20 protein-coding genes are annotated in these 24441 nt (G+C 71.8%); 14 read left to right on the top strand and 6 right to left on the bottom strand.

Annotated features, from left to right (window positions below):
- Positions 1–3: 3 nt before the first annotated feature.
- On the bottom strand, positions 4–879 hold the full coding sequence (locus AB0D59_RS32640; RefSeq protein ID WP_362573186.1) for an amidohydrolase family protein: 876 nt from the start codon (positions 877–879) through the stop codon (positions 4–6).
- Positions 879–1796 (bottom strand): SDR family oxidoreductase, encoded by a 918-nt coding sequence (locus AB0D59_RS32635; protein ID WP_362573184.1) that lies wholly within the window; start codon positions 1794–1796, stop codon positions 879–881. Before AB0D59_RS32635 ends, AB0D59_RS32640 begins: the two co-directional genes overlap by 1 nt.
- 258 nt (positions 1797–2054) lie before the next feature.
- Here AB0D59_RS32635 and AB0D59_RS32630 point away from each other — a divergent pair, with 258 nt between their 5' ends.
- Genes AB0D59_RS32630 through AB0D59_RS32620 form a run of 3 tightly spaced genes read left to right on the top strand, consistent with a single transcriptional unit; the run spans position 2055 to position 4642 of the window.
- Complete coding sequence (locus tag AB0D59_RS32630) at positions 2055–2474, top strand: MarR family transcriptional regulator (RefSeq protein ID WP_362573454.1); 420 nt, start codon at positions 2055–2057, stop codon at positions 2472–2474.
- A complete protein-coding gene (locus tag AB0D59_RS32625) occupies positions 2471–3241 on the top strand; it encodes an IclR family transcriptional regulator (protein WP_362573181.1) in 771 nt (256 codons plus the stop codon). The genes AB0D59_RS32630 and AB0D59_RS32625 overlap by 4 nt, the downstream gene beginning before the upstream one ends.
- A gap of 9 nt (positions 3242–3250) precedes the next feature.
- Positions 3251–4642 (top strand): lanthionine synthetase LanC family protein, encoded by a 1392-nt coding sequence (locus AB0D59_RS32620; protein ID WP_362573178.1) that lies wholly within the window; start codon positions 3251–3253, stop codon positions 4640–4642.
- Here AB0D59_RS32620 and AB0D59_RS32615 read toward each other — a convergent pair.
- From AB0D59_RS32615 to AB0D59_RS32605, 3 genes are all read right to left on the bottom strand, one after another.
- Complete coding sequence (locus tag AB0D59_RS32615) at positions 4567–5406, bottom strand: hypothetical protein (protein ID WP_362573175.1); 840 nt, start codon at positions 5404–5406, stop codon at positions 4567–4569. The genes AB0D59_RS32620 and AB0D59_RS32615 overlap by 76 nt on opposite strands.
- Positions 5407–5581: 175 nt before the next feature.
- Entirely contained in the window at positions 5582–5875 is a 294-nt protein-coding gene (locus AB0D59_RS32610) for an NEW3 domain-containing protein (protein WP_362573171.1), read from the bottom strand.
- Between the two features lie 157 nt (positions 5876–6032).
- Positions 6033–8699 (bottom strand): FAD/NAD(P)-binding protein, encoded by a 2667-nt coding sequence (locus AB0D59_RS32605; RefSeq protein WP_362573168.1) that lies wholly within the window; start codon positions 8697–8699, stop codon positions 6033–6035.
- A 299-nt stretch (positions 8700–8998) separates the two neighbouring features.
- Here AB0D59_RS32605 and AB0D59_RS32600 point away from each other — a divergent pair, with 299 nt between their 5' ends.
- From AB0D59_RS32600 to AB0D59_RS32590, 3 genes are all read left to right on the top strand, one after another.
- Positions 8999–10246: an Ig-like domain-containing protein gene (locus AB0D59_RS32600; RefSeq protein ID WP_362573165.1), complete on the top strand. Its 1248-nt coding sequence runs from the start codon at positions 8999–9001 to the stop codon at positions 10244–10246.
- Positions 10247–10427: 181 nt separating this feature from the next.
- On the top strand, positions 10428–11837 hold the full coding sequence (locus AB0D59_RS32595; protein WP_362573162.1) for a glycoside hydrolase family 16 protein: 1410 nt from the start codon (positions 10428–10430) through the stop codon (positions 11835–11837).
- Positions 11838–11944: 107 nt separating this feature from the next.
- A complete protein-coding gene (locus tag AB0D59_RS32590; RefSeq protein ID WP_362573159.1) occupies positions 11945–12784 on the top strand; it encodes a hypothetical protein in 840 nt (279 codons plus the stop codon).
- A gap of 214 nt (positions 12785–12998) precedes the next feature.
- On the opposite strand, the gene AB0D59_RS32585 is transcribed toward AB0D59_RS32590, so the two are convergent.
- Positions 12999–13895, bottom strand: coding sequence for an AraC family transcriptional regulator (locus AB0D59_RS32585; RefSeq protein WP_362573156.1), 897 nt, complete (start codon positions 13893–13895; stop codon positions 12999–13001).
- A 145-nt stretch (positions 13896–14040) separates the two neighbouring features.
- Between AB0D59_RS32585 and tkt the strand changes: the two genes are divergently transcribed.
- The 8 genes from tkt (at position 14041) to AB0D59_RS32545 (ending at position 24433) form a co-directional block, all read left to right on the top strand.
- Complete coding sequence (gene tkt / locus AB0D59_RS32580; RefSeq protein WP_362573153.1) at positions 14041–16119, top strand: transketolase; 2079 nt, start codon at positions 14041–14043, stop codon at positions 16117–16119.
- A 76-nt stretch (positions 16120–16195) separates the two neighbouring features.
- Entirely contained in the window at positions 16196–17338 is a 1143-nt protein-coding gene (gene tal / locus AB0D59_RS32575) for a transaldolase (protein WP_362573150.1), read from the top strand.
- A complete protein-coding gene (zwf, locus tag AB0D59_RS32570; protein WP_362573148.1) occupies positions 17338–18906 on the top strand; it encodes a glucose-6-phosphate dehydrogenase in 1569 nt (522 codons plus the stop codon). The genes tal and zwf overlap by 1 nt, the downstream gene beginning before the upstream one ends.
- Positions 18903–19838, top strand: a complete 936-nt coding sequence (gene opcA / locus AB0D59_RS32565; RefSeq protein WP_362573145.1) for a glucose-6-phosphate dehydrogenase assembly protein OpcA — start codon at positions 18903–18905, stop codon at positions 19836–19838. The genes zwf and opcA overlap by 4 nt, the downstream gene beginning before the upstream one ends.
- Positions 19831–21471, top strand: a complete 1641-nt coding sequence (gene pgi, locus AB0D59_RS32560) for a glucose-6-phosphate isomerase (RefSeq protein ID WP_362573143.1) — start codon at positions 19831–19833, stop codon at positions 21469–21471. The genes opcA and pgi overlap by 8 nt, the downstream gene beginning before the upstream one ends.
- 6 nt (positions 21472–21477) lie before the next feature.
- Positions 21478–22359 (top strand): phosphogluconate dehydrogenase (NAD(+)-dependent, decarboxylating), encoded by an 882-nt coding sequence (gene gnd, locus AB0D59_RS32555; protein WP_362573140.1) that lies wholly within the window; start codon positions 21478–21480, stop codon positions 22357–22359.
- Positions 22360–22365: 6 nt separating this feature from the next.
- Positions 22366–22959, top strand: a complete 594-nt coding sequence (locus tag AB0D59_RS32550) for a histidine phosphatase family protein (RefSeq protein ID WP_362573137.1) — start codon at positions 22366–22368, stop codon at positions 22957–22959.
- A gap of 229 nt (positions 22960–23188) precedes the next feature.
- The gene (locus AB0D59_RS32545; RefSeq protein WP_362573134.1) at positions 23189–24433 is read left to right on the top strand and encodes an ROK family protein; all 1245 of its coding nucleotides are present in this window, start codon (positions 23189–23191) and stop codon (positions 24431–24433) included.
- The last annotated feature ends 8 nt before the right edge of the window (positions 24434–24441 follow it).

Below are 24441 nucleotides of genomic sequence, written 5' to 3'. Positions count from 1 at the left end.
CCCTTACGGCTTGGTCAGCCCGAGCAGGCGGGCGGCGTTCTCCTTGAGGATCTTCGGCCGGACCTCGTCCTTGACCGGGAGCTTCGCGAAGTCGGCGAGCCACCGGTCGGGGGTGAGGACGGGGAAGTCGGACCCGAAGAGGACCTTGTCCTTGAGCAGCGTGTTGGCGTACTGGACCAGTTGCGGCGGGAAGTACTTCGGCGACCAGCCGGACAGGTCGATGTGCACGCCCGGCTTGTGGGTGGCGACTGCAAGGGCCTCGTCCTGCCAGGGGAAGGACGGATGCGCCAGGATGATCTTCAGGTGCGGGAAGTCGGCCGCCACGTCGTCCACGTGCAACGGGTTGGAGTACTTCAGCCGGATCCCGCCGCCGCCCGGGACGCCGGCGCCGATGCCGGTCTGGCCGGTGTGGAAGAGGGCGATGGTGCCCGTCTCCTCGATCACCTCGTAGAGGCCGTACGCCACCGCGCGGTCGTCGGGGAAGAAGCCCTGGATGCTGGGGTGGAACTTGAACCCCTTCACCCCGTACTCCTCGACCAGCCGGCGGGCCTGGCGGACACCGGCCTTGCCGCGGAAGGGGTCGACGGAGGCGAAGGGGATCAGCACGTCCGCGTTGGCGGCCGCGGCCTCGGCGACCTCCTCGTTGGGGACGGGCGCGGTGCCGGTCGCCGACTCGGCGTCCACCGTGAAGATCACGGCGGCCATGTTCCGCTCGCGGTAGTAGGCGGCGGTCTCCTCGATGGTCGGCTTCCGCTTCCCCTCGACCTTGAAGTAGGCGGAGGAGGCGTCGTGCAGGTCGTCGTCCAGGGAGGAGTGGCCCTTGGCGGAGACCTCGGCGTGCGTGTGGACGTCGATCGCGGTGAGTGCCTCGATGTCCATCACGCCTCCGGGAGCTTGGGCGCCGGGATGCCGACCGTCTGGAGTTCGGCGCCGACCGAGGTGGGGAAGGCGTCGGCCAGGGTGTCCGGGGTCCAGCCACCGTCGGCGTAGGCGGCCCGGATCTCCTGGGGGTGCGACCAGAGTGCCACCTTGTCGCCGCCGATGCCGATGGCCTGGCCGGTGATGGAGCGGGCGGCAGCGGAGGCGAGGAAGGGGACGAGGGCCGCGCAGTCCTCGGGGGTGCCGAAGCCCTCGCCCTTGCGCAGGAAGTCCGGGAGCGGTTCGCCGTTCTTCAGGGCCTCGACGTACGGGGCGAAGGCGGGAATGGTCTCGGTCATCGCGGTGGCGGCCACCGGGACGATCGCGTTGACCGTGATGTCCGCCCGGCCCAGCTCCATCGACCAGGTGCGGGCCATGGCGGCGATGCCGGCCTTGGCGGCGGCGTAGTTGGTCTGGCCGAAGTTGCCGCGCTGGCCGGCCGGGGAGCCGACCAGGATCAGGGTGCCGCCCTCGCCCTGCTCGCGCATCCGGACGGCGGCGGCGCGGGCGCAGGTGAAGGTGCCCCTGAGGTGGGTGGTGAGCACCGCGTCGAAGTCGTCGTCGGTCATCTTCCACAGCACCTTGTCGCGCAGGATGCCCGCGTTGGTGACCAGGACGTCGAGGCGCCCGAACTCCGTCACGGCGCGGGCGACCAGCCGGTCCGCGGCCTCGCTCGTGCCGACCGGGACCACCTCGGCGACGGCGGTGCCGCCGGCCTCGGTGATGGACTTCACGGCCTGCTCGGCGACGGCCTCGTCCACGTCGTTCACGACCACGGAGGCACCGTGGGCGGCGAGTGCGTGGGCATAGGCGAGGCCGAGGCCCCGGCCACTGCCGGTGACGACGGCGGCCTTGCCGGTGAGATCGATGCTGGGCACGGGGGGTGTCCCTTCGGATGCGACGGGTACGGCTTCTCGGGTACGACGAATGCGGCTTCTCGGATACGACGGGTACGGCTTCGAGATCGAAGCTAAGAGCAATAATTGTTGTCGTCAATAGTTGTTGCCCATCCACAGGTGCGCCATGCTGGAGTCCGCGCCACAGACCGCCCCGCCTCCGGGGCCCGGACCAGGGAGACGGCCATCACCCGCCAGCACACCGAGAACCCGACCTCGATCGACGCGGACGAACCGTGGATGCGCGGGCTGCACGCGGACACGGGTTACCTGCTGTACCGCCTGGGCCTGCGCTCGGGGCAGCTCTTCAACACGTTCCTGCAGGAGTCGGGGGTACGGCTGCGCCACTACGCGGTGCTGCGTTTCCTCGCCACCTCGCAGGGCGCGCTCCAGCGGGAGCTGAGCACCCGGCTCGGCTACGACCCGAGCGCGATCGTCGGCCTGGTCGACGACCTGGAGAAGCTGGGCTTCGCCGAGCGGCGCCCCTCCCCCGACGACCGCCGCAGCCGGATCGTCGTCCTCACCGAGACCGGCGGTGCCTTCCTGCGGGACACCGACGAGGCGGGCCGGCGCGTCACGAAGGATCTGCTGGGCCCGCTCGACCCCGCCGAGCGCCAGGCGCTCCACGATCTGCTGCTGCGCGTCGCCGACCGGCCATGACCGCCGCCGCCCGCTCCGCGCCCGACCGGCTGCTGTCGGTGCTGGCCGCGTTCGACCACGGGCATCCGGCGCTCAGCCTGAGCGGTATCAGCCGCCGGGCCGGGCTCCCCCTGACCACCGCGCACCGCCTGGTCGGCGTGCTCACCGCCTGGGGCGCGCTGGAACGGGACGCGGACGGTCTCTACCACGTGGGACTGCGGCTGTGGGAGCTGGCCGCGCTGGCACCCCGGGGGCTCGCGCTGCGCCAGATCGCGCTGCCGTACCTGGAGGACCTGTACGAAGCGACCCATGAGAACGTGCAGTTGGCGGTGCGGGACGGGTCCGAGGTCGTCTACATCGAGTGGTTGTCGGGGCGTTCGGCGGTGGGCGTGCACATCCGGGTGGGCGCCCGCTGGCCGCTGCACGCGACGGGGGTGGGCCTCGCCCTGCTCGCGCACGAGACGCCCGGGTTCCAACAGGACTACTGCGCGGGGACGTTGGCCGCCTTCACGCCGTACACCATCACGGATCCGGGCCGGTTGCGCCGCTCGCTGGCCGAAGTACGGCGCACCGGCGCCGCGGTGAGCAGCCGCCAGGTGACCGACGACGCGCTGTCGGTGGCGGCTCCGGTGCGCGGGGCGGCAGGGCAGGTGGTCGCCGCGGTCTCGGTGGTGGTGCCGCAGGCCGACGCCCAGGTACCGGCGCTGGTCCCGGCGGTGCGGCTGGCTGCACGGGGGATCTCCCGGGCGCTGGGCTGGCAGCCGGAGCGGACCGGCCAGCCCGTGTAGCGTGGCCGGGTGACGGCAGGCAAGCAGTATCGGGAGCTGGGCGAGGCCGCCTGGGCATGGGTGTTGGACCAGGTCCGGGAGGCCGAAGGCCCCTGGCTGCGGGTCACGGTCCCCGAAGACGACGACGGGCACCCCGTCCCGCCGGAACACCGGGACTCGCTGTACTCGGGGATCGCGGGCCTGGCCCCGGTACTGGCGGAGATCGCGCGGCACCGGCCGCTCGGCGAACGCGAACAGGCCCTGGCGGCGGGGATCGTGAGCCGCCTGTCGGCACGGGCCGCCGGCACGACGGAGCCCTCGCTCTACCTCGGCCTGGCCGGGCACGCCACGGCGCTGCGGCTCCTCGCGCCGGGCAGCGAGGCGCTCGTACTGCGGCGGCTGGCCGAGCTGGCCACCCCCGACGGCTGGCGGACCACCTGTGCGTTCGTGCCGGGCTCGGACGCGCCGCTGAGCGACATCATCATGGGCGGGGCGGGCGTGGTGCTGACGGCGGTCTGGGCGGGCGGCGAGTTCGCGGAGCCGATGGCGGCGACGGGCGGCGAGGCCCTGCTGCGGATGGCGGACCGGACCGAGGCGGGCCTGGACTGGGGGATCGCGCCGAGCACGGAGTGGCGGCTGCCCAACTACTCGCACGGCACCGCCGGGGTGGCCGCCGCACTGGCGACGGCGGGCGCGGCACTGCACCGGGAGGACTTCGTGGCGGCCGCGGTGGAGGGGGCCCAACACGTGCTGTCCGTAGGCTCGTTGGCGGACGACGGCTTCATCGTCCCGCACCGGATCCCGCCGTCCGAGCGGTCCTCGGACCCGGTGACGTACACCTGGTGCCACGGCCCGGCAGGCACCTCGCACCTGTTCGCGGCACTGGCGCACGCGGGCGTGACCGAGGTGGCGGGCCATGAGGTCGACGCGCTGCGGCAGCGCTGCCTGACCTCGATCCTCACTTCGGGGGTCCCGCAGCGGCTGCGGCCGGGCTTCTGGGACAACGACGGCCGCTGCTGCGGCACCGCGGGGGTCGGAGACGTCCTGCTGGACGCCGCACAGGACTGCGCGGGTACGCCGAGGGCGGACGAACTGGCCGGCGCCGCGCTCCGGATGGGCGACGCGCTGGTGGAACGGGCGGTCAAGGACACCACGGGTGCCCGCTGGCGCTTCCTGGAACACCGCGAGGATCCCCCGCTGCTGCCGCCGGGCACGACGTGGATGCAGGGCGCGGCGGGCATCGCGGCCTACCTGCTGCGCCTCGCACGGTACCTCGACACCGGTCCGCAGGCCCCGGTCGTGGACCGGCCGGACCAGTGGTGGGCGGTGCCGGCGCGGGTCCGCGGTCAGGCGGGGTCGTCACAGGCGTGCCGCGCAAGCTTCTCGGCGGTCAGCGATCCGGGCCGGGCGTCGAACTCGTAGCAGTCCCGCGCGTCGGCGTCGCTGCCCGTGGACAGCCAGGCCCGGACGGTGGCCACGTCCGCCCCCTGCACGCCCCCCAGGAACCGGATGCCCGGGGTCTGCCACACCGCCGCGCCGTACACGGCGGCCGCACTGCCCTGGGCGTAGGCGGCGCGGAGTTCGCCGACCACGTCGGCGGCGACCTCGGATGACGGCCGGTACGTCCGGCGCAGCGCGTACGCCCCGTCCGAGTACTGCGACGGGTACGACGGCAGGTCGCCGCAGCCCCCGTCGGAGAGCCGATGGACCGAGACGGCGGGCGGCCGGACCCGGAACTCGTAGCAGCCGGTGGTCTCGGTCCTGCCCCAGATGACCGCCGGAGCGCCGCCCGTGAGCCGGGCGGTCACGGTGACGGTGCGGCCCTGCCTGCGCACCTTCGTGACGGGGGCGATCCGGTCCCGGTCGATCTCGGTGCCGAACAGGGTGCCGTCGGCGGCGGACTTCCGCAGCCGCGCCCCGGCCTCGGCGGCGGAGGCGCGCAGGTCGGCGCGGGCCTGCTGCCGGTAGTAGGCGGGCCCGACGGCACCGATCCACACCCAGAAGCCGATCACCACCAGCAGGGCGCCCACGAGCACGGCCAGGCAGCAGTTCCAGAGCCCGCCGACGGCTCCTCCCCTGCCGAGCGAACTCCCCCTGACCTCCTGGTCCTCCGCCACGAGCCGGTGCAACTCGCCCTGCCGTACGGCCCGCTCATGCCGATATGCCCTCAGTCTGTCGTCCCCCATGCCCTCAGGCTGCCCCGCCGGTCACCGGGCGACGGGCCCTGTTTCCGAGACGTGATCGATTCGGAGCCCGGACGGAGACCGGTCTCCGGCCGGCCGGGCGGGCGGCGCGCGTGCCCGTGGCCGTCCGGACCACATGCGGGACCGTAGCCTGCCGGACGACACGCGGGGCCCTACGTCAGCTGAGGGCCGCCGTCGCCGTGTACGTCACCTCGTCGTCCTCGTGCCGGGCCGTGCCCCGGCAGGTGAGCGTCGTGGCGGTGGAGACCTCGGGGCGGGTGACCTGCCCGTGGGCCGTGAGGGGTTCGCCCGCGCCCAGGCGGGGCGCTGTCGCCGCGCTCCGGGCGTGCACCACCCGGCCGCTCGGGGCGTCGAGGGTCAGCCGGGCGGCGTTCCAGGGCCGGGCGGAGCCGTTGGCGAGCGTGGCGGTGACCGTGAACTCCGCTCTCCCGCCGCCGACTTCGAGGGTCACACCGAAGGGCTTGCACGGGTACACCGGCGCCCACGACTCGCGCAGGTAGAGCAGGAACGGCTCGTCGCGGTGGGTGTGGACGAAGCCGAGCGCGCGTTCGGAGATCAGGTCGGGGGCGTAGACCTGCTGGGCGCCGCCCAGGAGAGCACCGCCGGGTTCAGCCCGGCAGTGCCGCGCGCAACCGCCGGTCGCGGGGCGCCGGTTTGCGGTCGAGGCGGGCGTCCAGGAGGCGCCGGGCCGCGTCGCAGCGGCCGGCCGCCACCAGGGCGTACAGCAACGTCTCCGTCACGACCTCCCGTTGGGCCGCGCTGCCGCCGACCCTGCGCAGCACCGGCAGCAGGGAGTCGAGCCCCCGGGCCGCCTCGTGGAAGCGCTCCTCGACGAGGTCGGCGAACGCCTCGCACAGCGGCGCGATCACCTCCCGCTGCACCGGGTCGGCGGCCGCCGCGTGGTCGCGCAGCCTGCGCAGCGCGGGCAGGTCGCCGGCGGCGGCGAGGGCGACGGCCGCGTGCAGCGCGGTGAACGCGGTCGCGGGCCGCTCCAGCACCTCCCGGGCCACCGAGTCCAGGACGTCCGCCGCCGGCAGGTCCCCGGCCCAGCTGTCGCTGAGCCGGGCCCGCCACAGCAGCGAACCGGAGTCCACCAGTGCCCGCACCCCGCGCACCCGGCCCGGCGCGAGCTGGGCGAACCAGCGGCGGCGGACGGCGGCCGGGTCGTCGAGGGCGAGTTCGTGCAGGGCGATGTGCCAGGAGAAGTGCGCCCGGTGCACCGTGCCCCGCCCGCGCCCGGACACCCAGCCGTCGAGCCAGTCCCGGCCCGCCTCGTGCGCCCCGGACTCGTAGTGGACGTGCGCCAGGGCGTGCACCGCGTGCCCGGACGCGGGTTCGGCGGCCAGCGCGCGGTGGGCCAGCTCCCCCGCCTCGTGCAGCCGGCCCTGCTCCTGGCGCAGGAAGGCCAGCAGCGAGGTGTGGAACCAGTGCCCGTCGTAGGCGGGCGAGGTCAGGTCGAGCAGCCGCAGGGCGTCGTCGTCCTGCAGGTCGCTCACCCCGGAGAACGCGATGGTGGGCACGGCCGCCGCGAGCGCCAGCGCGTCTGACGGGTGCTCCCGCAGATGCCGTACGAGCGCCTCGTCCCCGTCGTCACCGGTCACCCGGCGGGTGACCACGTCCACGAAGGACCGCTCGCGTTCGTCGGCGCGCTCGCGGGCCGAGCGCTGGGCGTCGGCGAGGGCGCGGGGCACGTCGACGGCGGCGGCGCACTCGTGGCCCAGCAGGGCGAGGGCCGCGTGGCCGAGGGCGAAGCCGGGGTCGAGGGCGACCGCGCGGGCGAGCGCGTCCTCGGCGCCGGAGCGCACCTTGAGGACCCGGCCGAGGCCGCTCCGGTAGGCGGCGGCCGCCTCGGCGTGGGTCGAGAGGGGCAGCCCGTGGCCGTCGACGGGACGCCGGGAGGCCCGCCTGCGCCCGGGCGGCGGCAGCAGCCGCTGGGCCAGCTCGGCGGCCTGGACGCGGATCTCGGGGATCGCCGTGGTCTCCCACAGCTCGCCCCGGCGCGGGGCGCCGAGCGTGAACAGGGGCCCCTCGGCGCGGCCTTGGGCGTCGAGGAGCCGGCCCTCGCGAGTGGCGGCGCCCATGCCCAGCGGTCCGGGGACGGCGAGCCCGGCGGTGAACAGGGCCTGCCACAGAGGTGTGTCGAGACGGCGGCCGGGTCCGGTGCAGTCGACCACCCAACCGACCTCCACCACATGGCCGTTGGACAGCTCGACGGCCAGGGGGCCGGCGTCGTCTTCCGTGACGCGGGCGACGGTGCCGGTGTGGACGTGCAGGCGGCGCGCGGTGCGGGCACGGGAGACGTGTTCGGCGGTCGCGGGGGCCATCCGGTGGCGGTGGGTGTTCCACAGGGCGCCCTCGCGGGCCAGGAACTCCTCGCGCTCCTGCGGGGAGAGGCTGCGCCACAGCCGCGCGGTGTGCGGGCGGAGGCTGTCCAGGCCCGGGCGCCAGTCACCGTGGGTGCGCACCGAGCGGCTCACATGGCGGTAGACGACGCGGCGCAGTCGGCCCAGCGAGGTGTCGTCGAGGCCCTCCGGGGCGGGCATGGCGCCGGCCGGGCCGAGGGCGTGCGGCTGGGGCAGCAGCCCGCTGCGGGACAGGGCGTGCACGGTACGGCCGGGGCGGTCGAGGGTGAGGGCGAGATCGACGGCGGTCAGACCGGTGCCGACCAGCAGGACGTCCTCGGGGCTGTCCCGTACGGGATCCAGGGCACCCGGCGCCCACGGGGTGCCGACGAACCGGTCCGAGGCGCGCAGGGCGGGCGGGGCCCAGCCGGCGGTGGTCCCGGCGGGACCGGTGGCCAGGACCGCGCTGTCCGCCACCAGGGGTCCCCCGTCGGCGAGGTGGAGTTCCACCCGGCCGTCGGGGGTGCCGGTACAGGACTCCGCGCGGGTGCGCAGCCGGCGGACCGCGACCGTGCCGTGGGCGCGGACGAGGGCCTGGCCGAAGGTGTCGGCGAGGTAGGCGCCGTAGCGGTAGCGGGTGGCGAAGTCGGCGCCGGTGACGGTGGGTTCGCCGTGCCGGCACAGCCAGCGGAGGAAGTGCCCGGGGTCGTCCGGGTAGGCGCTCATGTTGCCGGCGGGCACGTTGAGGCGGTGCCGGGGGTCGCGGGTGGCGTAGGCGGCGCCCCGGCCCGCCTCCGGGGCCGGGTCGATCAGGACGAGGTCGAGAGGGGTCCGGCGGCGGTGCGCCGTCTCGCAGAGCTGGACGGCGGTGAGGGTGCCCGCCGCTCCGGCTCCCACGATGGCCACGCTCTGCCGCTTGCGGACGTCGGTCACGGAATACCTCCGGCGGGGATCGGCGTACTGCTTCTTCACTATTCCGATCGGATAGGTGGGGAAGCCATCCCGGGAGGGGGATCTCACCGGAAACTCAGGCCGCCGGTCGGGCGTTCATACTCTGTTCACGAACGGAGGCGGGGGCAACCGGGGTTCCGGTCGACTCGTTCCGGCCCCGCGCGGCGAGGCCCTGCGCTCCTCATCCGAATCTCAGGGATCACCCCCGCGATTCAAAGGAGTCACCCATACAACCGGCGCAGGATGCCCTGACACAGGTGGACAAGTCAGGAAGGCGTGTCGTGGGCGTCCAGCACATATCGAACGGGTCCGGTCGGCAGTCGCGGAGGTGGACCCGGCGCGGGATCCTCGCCGCTCTCGGCGCGGTGCCCGCGGGGGCCGCGCTGGCCGGATGCGGTTCCTCGGCGGACGCCTCGGCCGCCACCGACGGCAAGGGCGCGACGGCCTCGGCCAAGTCCGCGACCAAGAAGGCCACGATCACCGTGACGCCGGTCTCCGGCACCAAGAAGGCCGACTTCACCAGCCCGGTCGAGGTCACGGTGACCGACGGCACGCTGGCCTCCGTGACCGTCGCGGGCAACGACGGCTCGGCGCTGTCGGGCACCTTCAACGACGCGAAGACGACATGGACCTCGGCGAAGAACCCCTACTCCGGCACGAAGTACACGGTGACGGCGAAGGCGCGGGGCGCGACCGACGAGACGGTGGCCACCTTCACCACCAAGTCCCCGGGTGAGACCTTCATCGGCTACTTCACGCCGGAGGCGGACTCCACGTCCGGTGTCGGCATGCCGGTGTCGATCAACTTCACGCACGCGGTCGCGGACCGGGCCGCGGTCCAGAAGGCGATCACGGTGACGGCGGAGCCGGAGGTCGAGATCGTCGGGCACTGGTTCAGCGACACCCGGCTCGACTTCCGCCCGGAGACGTACTGGGCGGCCGGCACCAAGATCACCCTCGGTCTGCGGCTGAAGGACGTCGAGGGGACGGACGGTGTCTACGGCACGCAGTCGAAGGACGTGACCTTCCACATCGGCCGGGAGCAGATCTCCACGGTCGATCTGTCGGCCAAGCAGATGGTGGTCAAGCGCGACGGCGCCACGTATGCCAGCTACCCGGTCTCCGGCGGCGACTCCGACCACACCACCTGGTCCGGGATCATGGTGATCAGCGAGCGGTTCAAGCAGACCCGGATGGAGTCCTCCACGGTCGGCCTCGGCGACGAGTACGACATCTCCGACGTCCCGCACGCCCAGCGCCTGACCACCTCCGGCACCTTCGTGCACGGCAACTACTGGGCGTCCACCTCGGTGTTCGGCAGCCAGAACACCAGTCACGGCTGTGTCGGCCTGCACGACGCCAAGGGCGCGAACGACTCCTCGGTGGCCGGCTACAAGTTCTACGAGAGCTCGATGCTCGGCGACGTGGTGATCGTGAAGAACTCCGGCGAGAAGACCGTCGAGGCCTCCAACGGCCTCAACGGCTGGAACCTGTCCTGGTCGGACTGGAAGGCCGGCAGCGCGGTCTGACCCCTCGGTGCCTTCACCGCCTGAACTCCCCCGGGAAACAAGGAGATTCTTTGTTTTAACTCTTGACGACCGCAGGCACGGAGAGCACATTGGGCCCACTTTGAGAGCGCTCTCAGCAACATCTCCCGGCGCTCTCGGAGGCATCCCGCGCACCCCCACCCCCGTACCCGAGAGGCACCCCATGAGTGAAACCTCCGGTATACCCCCTGCGGATCACAGACGGCGGCGCTCCCTCCGCCGTGCCCTCATCGCCGTACTCGCCACGATCGGTCTGGCGGCCGCCGCCGCCACGACCGCGACCCTTCCCGCCAGCGCCTCCGCACCCGGTGCGCCGTCCGGCTGGAGCCAGGTCTTCCTCGACGACTTCAACGGCACCGCCGGCACCGGCGTCAACACCTCCAACTGGCAGTACGACACCGGGATCTCCTACCCCGGCGGCCCCGCCAACTGGGGCACCGGCGAGGTCGAGACGATGACCTCCAGCACCTCCAACGTCGCCCTCGACGGCAGCGGCAACCTGAAGATCACCCCGGTCCGTGACGCGTCGGGCAACTGGACGTCGGGCCGGATCGAGACCACCCGCACCGACTTCCAGCCCCCGGCCGGCGGCAAGCTGCGCGTCGAGGCACGGATCCAGATGCCGAACGTCACCGGCGACGCCGCCCTCGGCTACTGGCCGGCGTTCTGGATGCTGGGCGCGCCCTACCGGGGCAACTACCAGAACTGGCCGGGCGTCGGCGAGCTGGACATCATGGAGAACGTCCAGGGCCTGAACAAGGTCTGGGCGACCATGCACTGCGGCACCAGCCCCGGCGGCCCCTGCAACGAGACCACCGGCCTCGGCAACTCCACCGCCTGCCCCAACACCACCTGCCAGTCGGGCTTCCACACCTACACGATGGAGTGGGACCGCTCGGTGAGCCCCGAGGCGATCCGTTTCTACGTGGACGGCGTCAACTACCAGACCGTGACGGCCGGTCAGGTGGATGCCACGACCTGGGCGAACGCCACCAACCACGGCTTCTTCGTCATCCTGAACGTGGCGATGGGCGGCGGCTTCCCGGGCGCGTTCGGCGGCGGCCCGACCAGCGCCACCGAGTCCGGCCACCCGATGGTCGTCGACTACGTCCAGGTGCTGCAGGCCAGTGGGAGCGGTACCACCACCCCGCCGACCGGCAACCGGGACGCCTACAGCGCGATCCAGGCCGAGTCCTACGACGGCCAGTCCGGCGTCACCGCCGAGACCACCACCGACACCGGCGGCGGCCAGGACATCGGTTACGTCGCCAACGGCGACTGGGCCCTGTACAAGGGCGTCAACTTCGGTTCCACGGCGGCCACCCAGTTCCACGCGAGGGTGGCGAGCGGCGCGGCCGCGGGCGTGAGCGGCCTGGTCCAGGTACGTCTGGACAGCCCGTCCAACGCCCCCGTCGGCAGCTTCGCCGTCGGCAACACCGGCGGCTGGCAGACCTGGACGACGGTCCCGGCCAACATCAGCGCGGTGACCGGCACCCACGACGTCTACCTGACCTTCAGCAGCGGCCAGCCGGCGGACTTCGTGAACGTGAACTGGTTCGACTTCGGGCACTGACCCGGCCGTCGGGGTGCCCCGCGAACAGGTCCTCGCGGGGCACCCGCACGGTCAGATCCTGTCCGAGCAGAGACATCTGCCACTCGGCACGCCTACACTCCGCCGCCATGGGGGAATCGAAATCTCGGCCCGCGGCGGGGGTTGTCCTGGTCACAGGCCGTACCCGGATGTGGGTGGAGCGGGATGCGCTGCACTGGAGACGGGGGCGGACGACGGTCGTGGCGCCCGGGACGCGGATCCGCCGGGTCGAAGCCGATGGGCGGTCGCTGACCGTGTTGGTCATCGAGGACGCGCGGGCCGACGTGACCCTCACGGTCCGGCACCGCAACCGGGACATGGTCGCCGCCCTCGGTGCGGAGATCGAAGCGATCATGAGCGACGCCGGGCCGTCGGGGAGCCGGCCGCAGCTGCGGCGGCATTCGGCGCGGGTGTGGCCCCTGCGCTTGGCGGCCGGTCTGCGTGACCGGGTCCTGCACGGTAGCCCGTGGTGGCGACGGGCGCTCTGGTATGTGCTCCTGGGCCTGCCTCTGGCCGTGTGGCTGCCGGGGGACGACCTACTCGGAGTCTTCGCGTGGCTGTTGCTTCCGGCCGGCGTCGCCCTGCTGCGCCTGTGGGTGGGCATGGCCGAGGTGGACACATGGTGGGCGTTACGGCGGCGGGGCGTCACCGTACGCGCGAGGTTCGCGCCGGACCCGTACAGCGAGGGCGTCAACGACTGCGTCGTCCACTTCCGCACGCTGGACGGCCAGGAGGTCACCGCGCGCCCGTCACTGCGCGGGCACCGCGACGAGATCAGATACGACCCCCAGGACCCCCAACGCGTCCTCGCACCGACGCGCGTGGCCTGGCTGGGGGTCGCCCTGGCCGCGTTCATGGTCACCGGCTTGTGGGGCGTCGCCCTCTGCGCTCCGGCGGTTCTCTTCCTGATCGAGCGGCTGCCGTTCTAGTGCCCCGGCAGGCAACGTTCGCCCGTCAAGGAGCGGCGTCCGGTGCGTGCTCTCGGCGTGCCGGGTGCAAGCCCTCGTACTGGACGTACTTGGGTTTGTGCCCGGTGCGGCGAGAGTGCGTGCCGGGCGCCGCGACGGGGCGAACGTTGCCTGTTGGGGCACTAGGCCGGCAGCCGCCGACCGCACTCGCTCACGCCGGGCGGCCAGGCCGCGGCTACCGCAGTTCCGCCCGGAACGCCACCGGGGTCTGGCCCGTGTGCAGGTGGAAGAACTTGGAGAAGTTCGCCGCGTCCGGGAAGCCGATCGCCGCGCCCACCCGGCCGATCGGGAGGTCCGTGTGGGCCAGCAGGCGTTTGGCCTCCAGGACGACCCGCTTGTCGATGAAGCCCTTCGGGGTCTCCCCGGTGGCGGCGCGGACCGCGCGGACCAGGGTGCGGCGGGAGTAACCGAGGGCGTCGGCGTAGGCGCTGACACTGTGGTTGGTGGCGAAGTCCTGCTCCACCGCGTCCCTGAAAAGGGTGAAAGTCGTATCGGCCTGGCGGCGGGCCGCCTCCGCCGAGCTGGCCGCGAGATGCGCGAGCCGCAGCAGGAGCGCCGTGAGCGAGTGGCGCAGGACCGAGGTGTGCAGGCTCAGGGGGAGGGTCTCGTTGTCCTCGTACTCGCGCTGCAGGTTGGCGAGCGACGCCCGCAACGCGGTGAGCTGCGGCGCGTCGGGGCGGAGCAGGGGCGGCAGGTCGTAGCGGTAGAGGCCGGTCGCCTCCACGATCGCCCTCGGCAGGAAGCCGGGCTGCATGGTCAGGACACTTCCGCGGTACTCGCAGGTCCGCGAGAAGCGGTGCACCTGCCCGGGCCGGATCCACAGCAGGTCACCGGCTTGTGCCTGGTACTCGGCGAAGTCGATCATGTGCCGGACCGGGCCCTCGGTGAAGAGCATGACCACGTGGAAGTCGATCCGGTGGACGCGTTCCAGGGGGGCGTCGGCGTGCCACATGCGCCCGGTCCCCATCGGGCCGACCTGTATGCCGACACCGCCGACGCTCAGATCCACCGGGAAGGGGAAGGTTCTGATTCCGTCACCGTCGCCTGCCCCTTCGGGCGTTCTGTCCGCCATGTCCTTCTCGTGCCGTCCCTGTCGAAGATCCGTGTCCCACTTTCACCACAGGCTGACACACTCCAACCTTCCTTCCCAAAAGTCAGACTTTTAGTTTTGAACGCGTCAGGCCAGCCAGAACGCTTCTAACGAGGACTTCTTGAAGATGAGCACGCAGACATCAGACGGCTTCGAGTGGACCGACCTGGACCGGCGTGCCGTGGACACCGCGCGCCTGCTCGCGGCCGACGCCGTGCAGCAGGTCGGCAACGGACACCCCGGCACCGCGATGAGCCTGGCCCCGGCCGCGTACACGATCTTTCAGAAGGTGATGCGCCACGACCCGGCCGATCCGGAGTGGACCGGCCGGGATCGCTTCGTCCTCTCCCCCGGGCACACCTCGCTCACCCTCTACACCCAGCTGTTCCTCGCCGGGTACGAGCTGGAGCTGGACGACCTCAGGGCCTTCCGGACGCACGGGTCGAAGACGCCGGGTCACCCGGAGTACGGCCACACGGCCGGTGTCGAGACCACCACAGGACCGCTCGGCCAGGGTGTCGCCAACGCCGTGGGCATGGCGATGGCCGCCCGCTACGAGCGCGGCCTCTTCGACCCTCAGGCCCCCGAGGGCACCTCCCCCTTCGACCACACGATCTGGGCGATCGTCTCCGACGGCGACCTGGAGGAGGGCGTCTCCGCCGAGGCCTCCTCGATGGCCGGCCACCAGAAGCTCGGCAACCTGGTCTTCCTCTACGACGACAACCACATCTCCATCGAGGGCGACACCGCGACCGCGTTCTCCGAGGACGTGCTGGGGCGGTACGAGGCCTACGGCTGGCACACCCAGCGCATCGAGCCCACCGCCGAGGGTGACGTCGATGTTCACGCCCTGTACGCGGCCCTGAAGGCGGCCCGGGCGGAAACCGAGCGGCCGTCGATCATCGCGATGCGCACGATCATCGCCTGGCCCGCGCCGAACGCCCGGAACACCGAGGCCTCCCACGGCTCCGCGCTCGGTGCGGACGAGGTCGCCGCCACCAAGCGCGTCCTCGGCTTCGACCCGGAGCGGACCTTCGAGGTCGCCGACGAGGTGCTGGCCCACACCCGCCGGGCGCTCGACCGGGGCGCCGAGGCGCACGCCGCCTGGGACAAGCGGATCGCCGAGTGGCGTACCGCCCAGCCGGAGCACGCGCGGCTCTTCGACCGGGTCGTCGCCGGTCAGCTCCCCGAGGGCTGGGAGTCCGAGATCCCCGTCTTCGAGGAGGGCAAGTCCGTCGCCACCCGGGCCGCCTCCGGCAAGGTGCTCCAGGCGCTCGGCGCGGTGCTGCCCGAGCTGTGGGGCGGCTCCGCCGACCTCGCCGGCTCGAACAACACCACCATCGACAAGACGTCCTCCTTCCTGCCGAAGGGCAACCCGCTGCCCGAGGCCGACCCGTACGGCCGTACCGTCCACTTCGGGATCCGCGAGTTCTCGATGGCCGCCGAGATGAACGGCATCGCGCTGCACGGCAACACCCGGATCTACGGCGGCACCTTCCTGGTGTTCTCCGACTACATGCGCAACGCCGTCCGTATGGCCGCGCTCATGCAGCTCCCGGTGACCTACGTCTGGACCCATGACTCCATCGGCCTCGGCGAGGACGGCCCCACCCACCAGCCGGTCGAGCACCTCGCCTCGCTGCGCGCCGTCCCGGGCCTGAACGTCGTCCGCCCGGCCGATGCCAACGAGACCGCGACGGCCTGGGCCGAGATCCTGAAGAGGCACGCCACGCACCCCGCCCCGCACGGACTCGCGCTGACCCGCCAGGGCGTGCCGACGTACGCGCCGAACCCGGACGCGGCCAAGGGCGGCTACGTGCTGCGCGAGTCGTCCACCGAGACCCCGGAGGTGATCGTCATCGCCACCGGTTCCGAGGTGCACCTCGCCGTCGGGGCGCGGGACCTCCTGGAGGCCGAGGGCATCGGCACCCGGGTGGTGTCGATGCCGTCCGTGGAGTGGTTCGAGGAGCAGCCGCGCGAGTACCGCGAGAGCGTCCTGCCGCCGGCCGTGAAGGCGCGGGTCGCCGTCGAGGCCGGGATCGGCCTGACCTGGTACCGGTTCGTCGGCGACGCCGGCCGGATCGTCTCCCTGGAGCACTTCGGCGCCTCCGCCGACGCCGGGACCCTGTTCGCCGAGTTCGGCTTCACCGCCGAGCACGTGGCCGCCGCGGCCCGCGAGTCGCGCGCCGCCGCCCGTACCGCCTGATCCGCCCGACACAAGCACCGACCAGTAGCACTGCCCAGAAGCACCAGAAGAGCCAGAAGAGTTCCGGTAGAGGAAGATGATCACTGTGACCGAAGCAACCGCCACCGCGGGAGCACTGAAGAACCTGTCCGACGAGGGCGTCTCGATCTGGCTGGACGACCTGTCGCGCAAGCGGATCAGCACCGGCAACCTGGCCGAGCTCGTCGCGACGAAGAACGTCGTCGGCGTCACCACCAACCCCTCGATCTTCCAGGCCGCCATCGGCTCGGGTGAGGGGTACGAGGAGCAGCTGGCCGACCTCGCCGTGCGGGGTGTCACGGTCGACGAGGCCGTCCGCATGATGACCACGCAGGACGTGCGCGCCGCCGCGGACGTCCTGCGCCCGGTGTACGACGCGACGGACGGCCGGGACGGCAGGGTCTCCATCGAGGTCGACCCCCGGCTGGCCCACGACACCACGGCCACGGTCGCCGAGGCCAAGCAGCTCGCCTGGCTGGTCGACCGCCCCAACGTCATGATCAAGATCCCGGCGACCAAGGCCGGTCTGCCGGCGATCACCGAGGTCATCGGCCTCGGCATCAGCGTCAACGTCACGCTGATCTTCTCCCTGGAGCGCTACCGCGAGGTCATGGACGCCTACCTGGCCGGCCTGGAGCGGGCCGCCGCCAAGGGCCTGGACCTCGCCACGATCCACTCGGTGGCCTCCTTCTTCGTCTCCCGCGTCGACGCCGAGATCGACAAGCGGCTGACGGTCCTCGGCACCGACGAGGCGCTCGCCCTCAGGGGCCGTGCGGCGCTGGCCAACGCGCGGCTCGCCTACGAGGCGTACGAGGAGGTCTTCGGCGGCGGTCGCTGGACCGCGCTGGCCGGCGCCAGGGCCAACAGGCAGCGCCCGCTGTGGGCCTCCACCGGCGTGAAGGACCCGTCGTACAAGGACACTCTCTACGTCGACGAGCTGGTCGCGCCTGGCACGGTCAACACCATGCCGGAGGCGACGCTCGACGCCACCGCCGACCACGGCGACGTCCGCGGTGACACGGTGACCGGCGGCTACGCCCAGGCCCGCGCCGACCTGGCGGCTGTCGAGCGGCTCGGCGTCTCCTACGACGAGGTCGTGGGCAAGCTGGAGGACGAGGGCGTCGCCAAGTTCGAGGTGGCCTGGCAGGAGCTGCTGGACGCCGTCACGAAGTCCTTGAACAGCAAGGGAGTTGACGCGTAATGAGCGAGACCGCCAAGGAGGTGCGGGTGCCGGTGGTGCCCGCAGCCGACTGGGACAACCCGTTGCGGGACGCACGCGACCGGCGGCTGCCGATGGTCGCCGGGCCGTCCGGCCTGGTCATCTTCGGTGTGACCGGTGACCTGTCCCGCAAGAAGCTGATGCCGGCCGTCTACGACCTGGCCAACCGGGGTCTGCTGCCGCCGGGCTTCTCGCTCGTCGGCTTCGCCCGCCGGGACTGGGAGGACCAGGACTTCGCCCAGGTCGTCCACGACGCGGTGCGCGAGCACGCCCGGACCCCGTTCCGCGAGGAGGTCTGGCAGCAGCTCGCCGAGGGCATGCGCTTCATCCCCGGCGACTTCGACGACGACACCGCGTTCAAGCAGCTGAAGGCCGCGGTCGACGAGCTGGACGGCTCCCGGGGCACCGGCGGCAACTTCGCCTTCTACCTCTCCGTGCCGCCCAAGTTCTTCCCGAAGGTCGTGCAGCAGCTGAAGAAGGTCGGCCTGGCCACCCCGCCGGCCGGGTCCTGGCGGCGGGCGGTCATCGAGAAGCCGTTCGGCCACGACCTGGCGTCGGCGCAGGACCTCAACCGGGTCGTGCACGACGTGTTCGACCCGGACCAGGTGTTCCGGATCGACCACTACCTGGGCAAGGAGACCGTCCAGAACATCCTGGCGCTGCGCTTCGCCAACCAGATGTACGAGCCGATCTGGAACCGCAGTTACGTCGACCACGTGCAGATCACCATGGCCGAGGACATCGGCATCGGCGGCCGGGCGGGGTACTACGACGGCATCGGGTCGGCCCGTGACGTCATCCAGAACCACCTGCTCCAGCTGATGGCGCTGACCGCCATGGAGGAGCCGATCGCGTTCGACGCGGACGCGCTGCTCACCGAGAAGCTGAAGGTCCTGAAGTCGGTACGGCTGCCGGAGGACCTGGGCAAGCACACCGTGCGCGGCCAGTACGCCGAGGCCTGGCAGGGCGGCGAGAAGGTGATCGGCTACCTCCAGGAGGACGGTATCGACCGCAAGTCGAAGACCGACACCTACGCCGCGGTCAAGGTCGAGATCGACAACCGCCGCTGGGCGGGCGTCCCCTTCTACCTGCGCACCGGCAAGCGGCTCGGCCGCCGCGTCACCGAGATCGCGGTGGTCTTCCAGCGGGCCCCGCACTCCCCCTTCGACTCGACGGCCACCGAGGAACTCGGCGCGAACGCGATCGTCATCCGCGTCCAGCCCGACGAGGGCATGACCGTCCGGTTCGGCTCCAAGGTGCCGGGCACGTCCATGGAGATCCGGGACGTGACGATGGACTTCGCGTACGGCGAGTCGTTCACGGAGTCCAGCCCCGAGGCGTACGAGCGGCTCATCCTGGATGTGCTGCTCGGTGACGCCAATTTGTTCCCCCGTCACCAGGAAGTGGAAGAGTCCTGGAAGATCCTCGACCCGATCGAGACGTACTGGGCGAAGCATGGCAAGCCCGCGCAGTACGAGTCGGGCAGCTGGGGACCCAAGGAAGCCGACGAGATGCTCGCACGAGACGGACGGAGCTGGCGCAGGCCATGAAGATCGACCTGACCGACACCACGGCAAGCAAGATCAACAAGGCGCTGGTGCAGGGTCGCCGCGCCATCGGAACCCCTGCGGTGGGCATGGTCCTGACGATGGTGATCGTCACGGACGAGGAGAACGCCTACGACTCGATCAAGGCCGCCGAGGAGGCCTCGCACGAGCACCCCTCGCGCACCCTGGTCGTCATCAAGCGGCACGCCCGCACTCTGCGCGACCGCACCACCTCCCGCCTGGACGCGGAGGTCCGCGTCGGCTCCGAGGCCGGCACCGGGGAGACGGTGGTACTGCGGACGTACGGCGATGTCTCCGACCACGCCGACTCGGTGGTCCTGCCGCTGCTGCTGCCGGACGCCCCGGTCGTCGTGTGGTGGCCGGTGGAGGCCCCGGACACCCCGTCCAAGGACCCGCTCGGCGCCCTCGCCCAGCGCCGGATCACCGACCTGTACGCCGTCGAGCGGCCGATGGAGGTCCTGGAGGCCCGCGGCCGCAACTACGCGCCCGGCGACACCGATCTCGCCTGGACCCGGCTCACCCTGTGGCGGTCCATGCTGGCCGCCGCCCTCGACCAGGCCCGGGTCGCCGTGACCTCGGCGGCCGTCGAGGCCGAGGCGGACAACCCCAGCGCCGAACTCCTCGCCCGCTGGCTGGAGGCCCGCCTGGGCGTCAAGGTGGACCGCGTGGTCTCCCCCGGCCCGGTCGTCACGAAGGTACGGCTCGGCACCGCGACCGGCGAGATCGTCATCGACCGTCCCGAGGGGCCGCTGGCCACCCTGACCCTGCCGGGCCAGCCGCCGCGCACCCTCGCGCTGAAGGTCCGCGCCACCTCAGAACTGATCGCCGAGGAGCTGCGCCGCCTCGACGCCGACGAGATGTACGCCATCGCTCTCCGGGGCGAGGGCACCAAGGAGACCGCTTCCGATGTCTGACACCCCCCGGCTCACCCGGCGGCCCGAGTGGGCCGCCCTGGAGGACCACCGCGCCCAGGGACAGCCGGTCCTGCGTGAGCTGTTCGCGACGGACCCGGCTCGCGCCGAGCGGTACGTCGTACGGGTCGGCGACCTGTACATCGACTACAGCAAGCACCTGATCACGGACGAGACCCTCGCCCTGCTCCAGGAACTGGCCACCGCCACCGACGTGTTCGGGCTGCGGGACGCGATGTTCCGCGGCGAGAAGATCAACATCACCGAGCGGCGGGCGGTCCTGCACACCGCGCTGCGCGCCCCGCGCGACGCGGTGGTCGAGGTGGACGGCGAGAACGTGGTGCCGGCCGTGCACGCGGTCCTGGACAAGATGGGCGGCTTCGCCGAGCGGGTCCGCTCGGGCGAGTGGACCGGCCACACCGGCAAGCGCATCAGGAACGTCGTCAACATCGGCATCGGCGGCTCCGACCTGGGCCCCGCGATGGCCTACGAGGCCCTGCGGGCCTTCACGGCACGGGAGTTGACGTTCCGTTTCGTCTCCAACGTGGACGGCGCCGACCTGCACGAGGCGACCCGCGACCTGGACCCGGCGGAGACCCTGTTCATCGTCGCCTCGAAGACGTTCACGACGATCGAGACGATCACCAACGCCACCTCGGCCCGCACGTGGCTGCTCGACGGCCTGGACGGCGACGACAAGGCGGTGGCGAAGCACTTCGTCGCCCTCTCCACGAACGGCGAGAAGGTCACGGACTTCGGTATCGACCCGGACAACATGTTCGAGTTCTGGGACTGGGTCGGCGGCCGCTACTCCTACGACTCCGCCATCGGCCTCTCGCTGATGATCGCCATCGGCCCGGACCGCTTCCGCGAGATGCTCGACGGCTTCCACCTGGTCGACGAGCACTTCCGCACCGCGCCCGCCGAGGCCAACGCGCCTCTGCTGCTCGGCCTGCTGGGCATCTGGTACGGCAACTTCCACGACGCCCAGTCGCACGCGGTACTGCCGTACAGCCACTACCTCTCGAAGTTCACGGCCTACCTGCAGCAGCTGGACATGGAGTCCAACGGCAAGTCGGTGGACCGGGACGGCCGTCCGGTGGACTGGCAGACGGGTCCCGTGGTGTGGGGCACGCCCGGCACCAACGGCCAGCACGCCTACTACCAGTTGATCCACCAGGGCACCAAGCTGATCCCGGCGGACTTCATCGGCTTCGCCGAGCCGGTCGCCGAGCTGAGCGGTGAACTCAAGGCGCAGCACGACCTGTTGATGGCGAACTTCTTCGCCCAGACCCAGGCGCTGGCCTTCGGCAAGACGACCGAGGAGGTCCGTGCGGAGGGCGTCGCAAAGGAGCAGGTCGCGCACCGCACCTTCCAGGGCAACCACCCGACCACGACGATCCTGGCCCGTGAACTGACCCCGTCCGTGCTCGGCCAGCTGATCGCGCTGTACGAGCACAAGGTGTTCGTCCAGGGCGCCGTCTGGAACATCGACTCCTTCGACCAGTGGGGCGTGGAGCTCGGCAAGGTCCTCGCCAAGCGCATCGAGCCCGCCCTGACCGAAGGCGCCGAGGTGCCCGGCCTCGACCCGTCCACCTCCGCTCTCGTCTCCACGTACCGCACGCTTAGGAAGTGAACTGACATGCAGCTCGGACTGATCGGTCTCGGCAAGATGGGCGGCAACATGCGCGAGCGGATCCGCCGCGCGGGCCACACCGTCATCGGCTACGACCGCAACCCGGACGTCTCCGACGTCAAGAGCCTTGCGGAACTGGTCGAGAAGCTCGACGCCCCGCGCACGATCTGGGTGATGGTCCCGGCCGGCACGGCCACCCAGGGCGTCGTCGACGAGCTCAAGGACCTGCTGTCCGAGGGCGACACGGTGGTCGACGGCGGCAACTCCCGCTGGTCGGACGACGAGAAGCACGCCGCCGAACTCGGCATCAAGGGCATCGGCTTCGTCGACGCCGGTGTCTCCGGCGGTGTGTGGGGTCTGCAGAACGGTTACGCCCTGATGGTCGGCGGCAACAAGGAGCATGTCGACCGGCTCAAGCCAATCTTCGAGGCGCTCAAGCCGGAGGGCCCGTACGGCTATGTGCACGCGGGCCGGGTCGGCGCCGGGCACTTCTCCAAGATGGTCCACAACGGCATCGAGTACGCCATGATGCAGGCCTACGCCGAGGGCTGGGAGCTCCTGGAGAAGGTCAAGTCGGTGGACAACGTCCGCGAGGTCTTCCGCTCCTGGCAGGACGGCACCGTCATCCGCTCGTGGCTGCTCGACCTCGCGGTCAACGCCCTGGACGACGACGAGCACCTGGACAAGCTGAAGGGCTTCGCGCAGGACTCCGGCGAGGGCCGCTGGACCGTCGAGGCGGCCATCGACAACGCGGTGCCGCTGCCGGCGATCACCGCCTCCCTGTTCGCGCGGTTCGCGTCCCGCCAGGACGACTCCCCGCAGATGAAGATGATCGCGGCCCTGCGCAACCAGTTCGGCGGCCACGCGGTCGAGTCCGCGAAGGAGTGACCGACGGTGGGGGACCTCCTTCTGGTCCGCCACGGTGAGACGGAGTGGAGCCTGTCGGGACAGCACACCAGCTGGACCGACCTGCCCCTGACCGAGCACGGCGAGGAACAGGCCAAGTCCCTCGCCCCGCTGCTCACCGGCCGGACCTACGCACTGGTACTGGCCAGCCCGCTGAACCGCGCGATACGCACGGCCGAGCTGGCCGGCCTCACCGGGGTCGTACCCGACCCCGACCTGCACGAATGGGACTACGGCGGCTACGAGGGCATCACCACGGTGGAGATCCACCGCTCCCGCCCCGACTGGTACCTGTGGTCCGACGGCGTGCCCCCGGGCCCGGCGGGCCACCCCGGCGAGTCGCCCAAGGAGATCGGGGCCCGGGCCGACCGGGTGCTCGCCACGGTGGACAAGGCCCTCGCGGGCGACGACGGCGACGTGGTCCTCGTGGCCCACGCCCACTTCCTGCGGGTGCTCACCGCCCGCCGCCTGGGGTTGCCGCCCGCCGAGGGCCGGCTGTTCCAGCTGGCGACCGGCACGGTCAGCCGGTTGTCCATGGAGCACGGGTGGCCTGTGATCGCCGAGTGGAACAAGACGCCTTGAGTGACCTCGTGACGGTCCGTCAGTAGCAACTGGCGGGCCGTTTCGACGTGTTGGAACACGCCAGGCGGTGTCCGCGGTGCGGCCCGATCTCGGGGCCACGGCATCGCGAGTTTCTACGGTCCCTTTCCTAACCCCTTGTCGAAAGTCCGGCGAAGCCCATAGCCTTGCGCCGCGCCAGGTGCCGTCGTCCGACCGGGCCCGGTCGTGACGGGATGGGAGGGGCAGCCGCGTGAAGCGCACATCGCGTGACATCCGCACCGCGAACCGCTACGAGGTGCTGCGCCAGATCATCGCCCAGTCCCCCACCTCCCGGCAGACACTGGCCGCCGCCACCGGACTGAGCGTCGCCACCGTCGCCACGCTCGTCGGCGAGCTGCTCGACCTGCGGTTGATCATCGAGGTCGGTTTCGAGGACTCCGCCGGGGGCCGTCCCCGGGGCCTGATGGCCGTCAACGCGGCGGGCGGCGCGCTGATCGGCGTCGACATGGCGGAGACCTACGTCCGGGTCGAGCTGTTCGACCTGGGCCTGAACGTGCTGGCCCGCGCCGTGGAGGAGATGCGCCCGGGCGAGCACCGGCCCGAGCAGGTGGTCGGCCATGTCGCCACCGCCGTCGGCTCGGTGGTCGCCCAGGCCGGGGTCGAGGGCGCGCGGGTGCTGGGCGTCGGGGTGAGCGTGCCGGGACAGGTCGACCGGGGCACCGGGATCGCCGAGTACGCGCCCAACTGGGACTGGCACGACGTGCCGTTGCTGGATCTGCTGTCCGAGCACATCGCCTACCCGCTGTACCTGGACAACCCGCTGCGGGCGAGCGCGGTGGCCGAACTGTGGTTCGGAGCCGCGCGCGGACACGAGGACGCCGTGGTGGTGAACCTCGGGACCGGGGTGGGCGCCGGTCTGGTCCTGGCCGGCGGGCTGTACCGGGGGGTGAGCAACAGCGCCGGGGAGTGGGGGCACACCACCCTCGTGCTGGACGGGCGGCTGTGCCACTGCGGCAACCACGGCTGTGTCGAGACGTACGTCGGCGCGCCCGGCATCATGCTCAACCTGCGCGAACTCAGTCCGCGCAGCACGCTGTTGCACCCCGAGGACCAGACGGCCACCGTCGACGCCCTGGCCCGCGGGGTCGCCGCGGGCGACCCGGTGGCCGTCAAGGTCGTCCGCGACACGGCCCGTTACCTGGGCGCGGGCATCTCGGACCTGGTGAACCTGTTCAATCCCGAGGTGGTCGTACTGAGCAGCTGGGTCGCCAAGAAGCTGGGCACACCGCTGCTCGACGAGGTGCGGGAGGCCGTCCGGCGGCACGCGCTGAGGCGGCCGTTCGCCGCCACCGAGATCGTCCTCTCCCCCGTCCCCACCGACCCGGTGTGCCTCGGCGCGGCCACGTTCGCGCTGGAGGGCGCCCTGCAGTCGGTGGGCCGGCGGACCCCCAGACGCACCACCCCCGTAAGGAGCCGTACCGCACCACCTTCGTGACGACGGAA

The organism is Streptomyces sp. NPDC048417, assembly GCF_040651615.1.
GTDB lineage: Bacteria > Actinomycetota > Actinomycetes > Streptomycetales > Streptomycetaceae > Streptomyces.
This window is presented reverse-complemented; position numbering and strand designations above follow the sequence as displayed.

Excerpts from the sequence above, each read along its gene's own strand:
- AB0D59_RS32640 (WP_362573186.1), bottom strand. The coding sequence starts at position 879 with ATGGACATCGAGGCACTCACCGCGATCGACGTCCACACGCACGCCGAG.
- AB0D59_RS32630 (WP_362573454.1), top strand. The coding sequence starts at position 2,055 with ATGCGCGGGCTGCACGCGGACACGGGTTACCTGCTGTACCGCCTGGGC.
- opcA (WP_362573145.1), top strand. The coding sequence starts at position 18,903 with ATGAAGATCGACCTGACCGACACCACGGCAAGCAAGATCAACAAGGCG.
- AB0D59_RS32625 (WP_362573181.1), top strand. The coding sequence starts at position 2,471 with ATGACCGCCGCCGCCCGCTCCGCGCCCGACCGGCTGCTGTCGGTGCTG.
- AB0D59_RS32595 (WP_362573162.1), top strand. The coding sequence starts at position 10,428 with ATGAGTGAAACCTCCGGTATACCCCCTGCGGATCACAGACGGCGGCGC.
- tkt (WP_362573153.1), top strand. The coding sequence starts at position 14,041 with ATGAGCACGCAGACATCAGACGGCTTCGAGTGGACCGACCTGGACCGG.
- zwf (WP_362573148.1), top strand. The coding sequence starts at position 17,338 with ATGAGCGAGACCGCCAAGGAGGTGCGGGTGCCGGTGGTGCCCGCAGCC.
- pgi (WP_362573143.1), top strand. The coding sequence starts at position 19,831 with ATGTCTGACACCCCCCGGCTCACCCGGCGGCCCGAGTGGGCCGCCCTG.
- tal (WP_362573150.1), top strand. The coding sequence starts at position 16,196 with ATGATCACTGTGACCGAAGCAACCGCCACCGCGGGAGCACTGAAGAAC.
- AB0D59_RS32615 (WP_362573175.1), bottom strand. The coding sequence starts at position 5,406 with ATGGGGGACGACAGACTGAGGGCATATCGGCATGAGCGGGCCGTACGG.
- gnd (WP_362573140.1), top strand. The coding sequence starts at position 21,478 with ATGCAGCTCGGACTGATCGGTCTCGGCAAGATGGGCGGCAACATGCGC.
- AB0D59_RS32590 (WP_362573159.1), top strand. The coding sequence starts at position 11,945 with ATGGGGGAATCGAAATCTCGGCCCGCGGCGGGGGTTGTCCTGGTCACA.
- AB0D59_RS32585 (WP_362573156.1), bottom strand. The coding sequence starts at position 13,895 with ATGGCGGACAGAACGCCCGAAGGGGCAGGCGACGGTGACGGAATCAGA.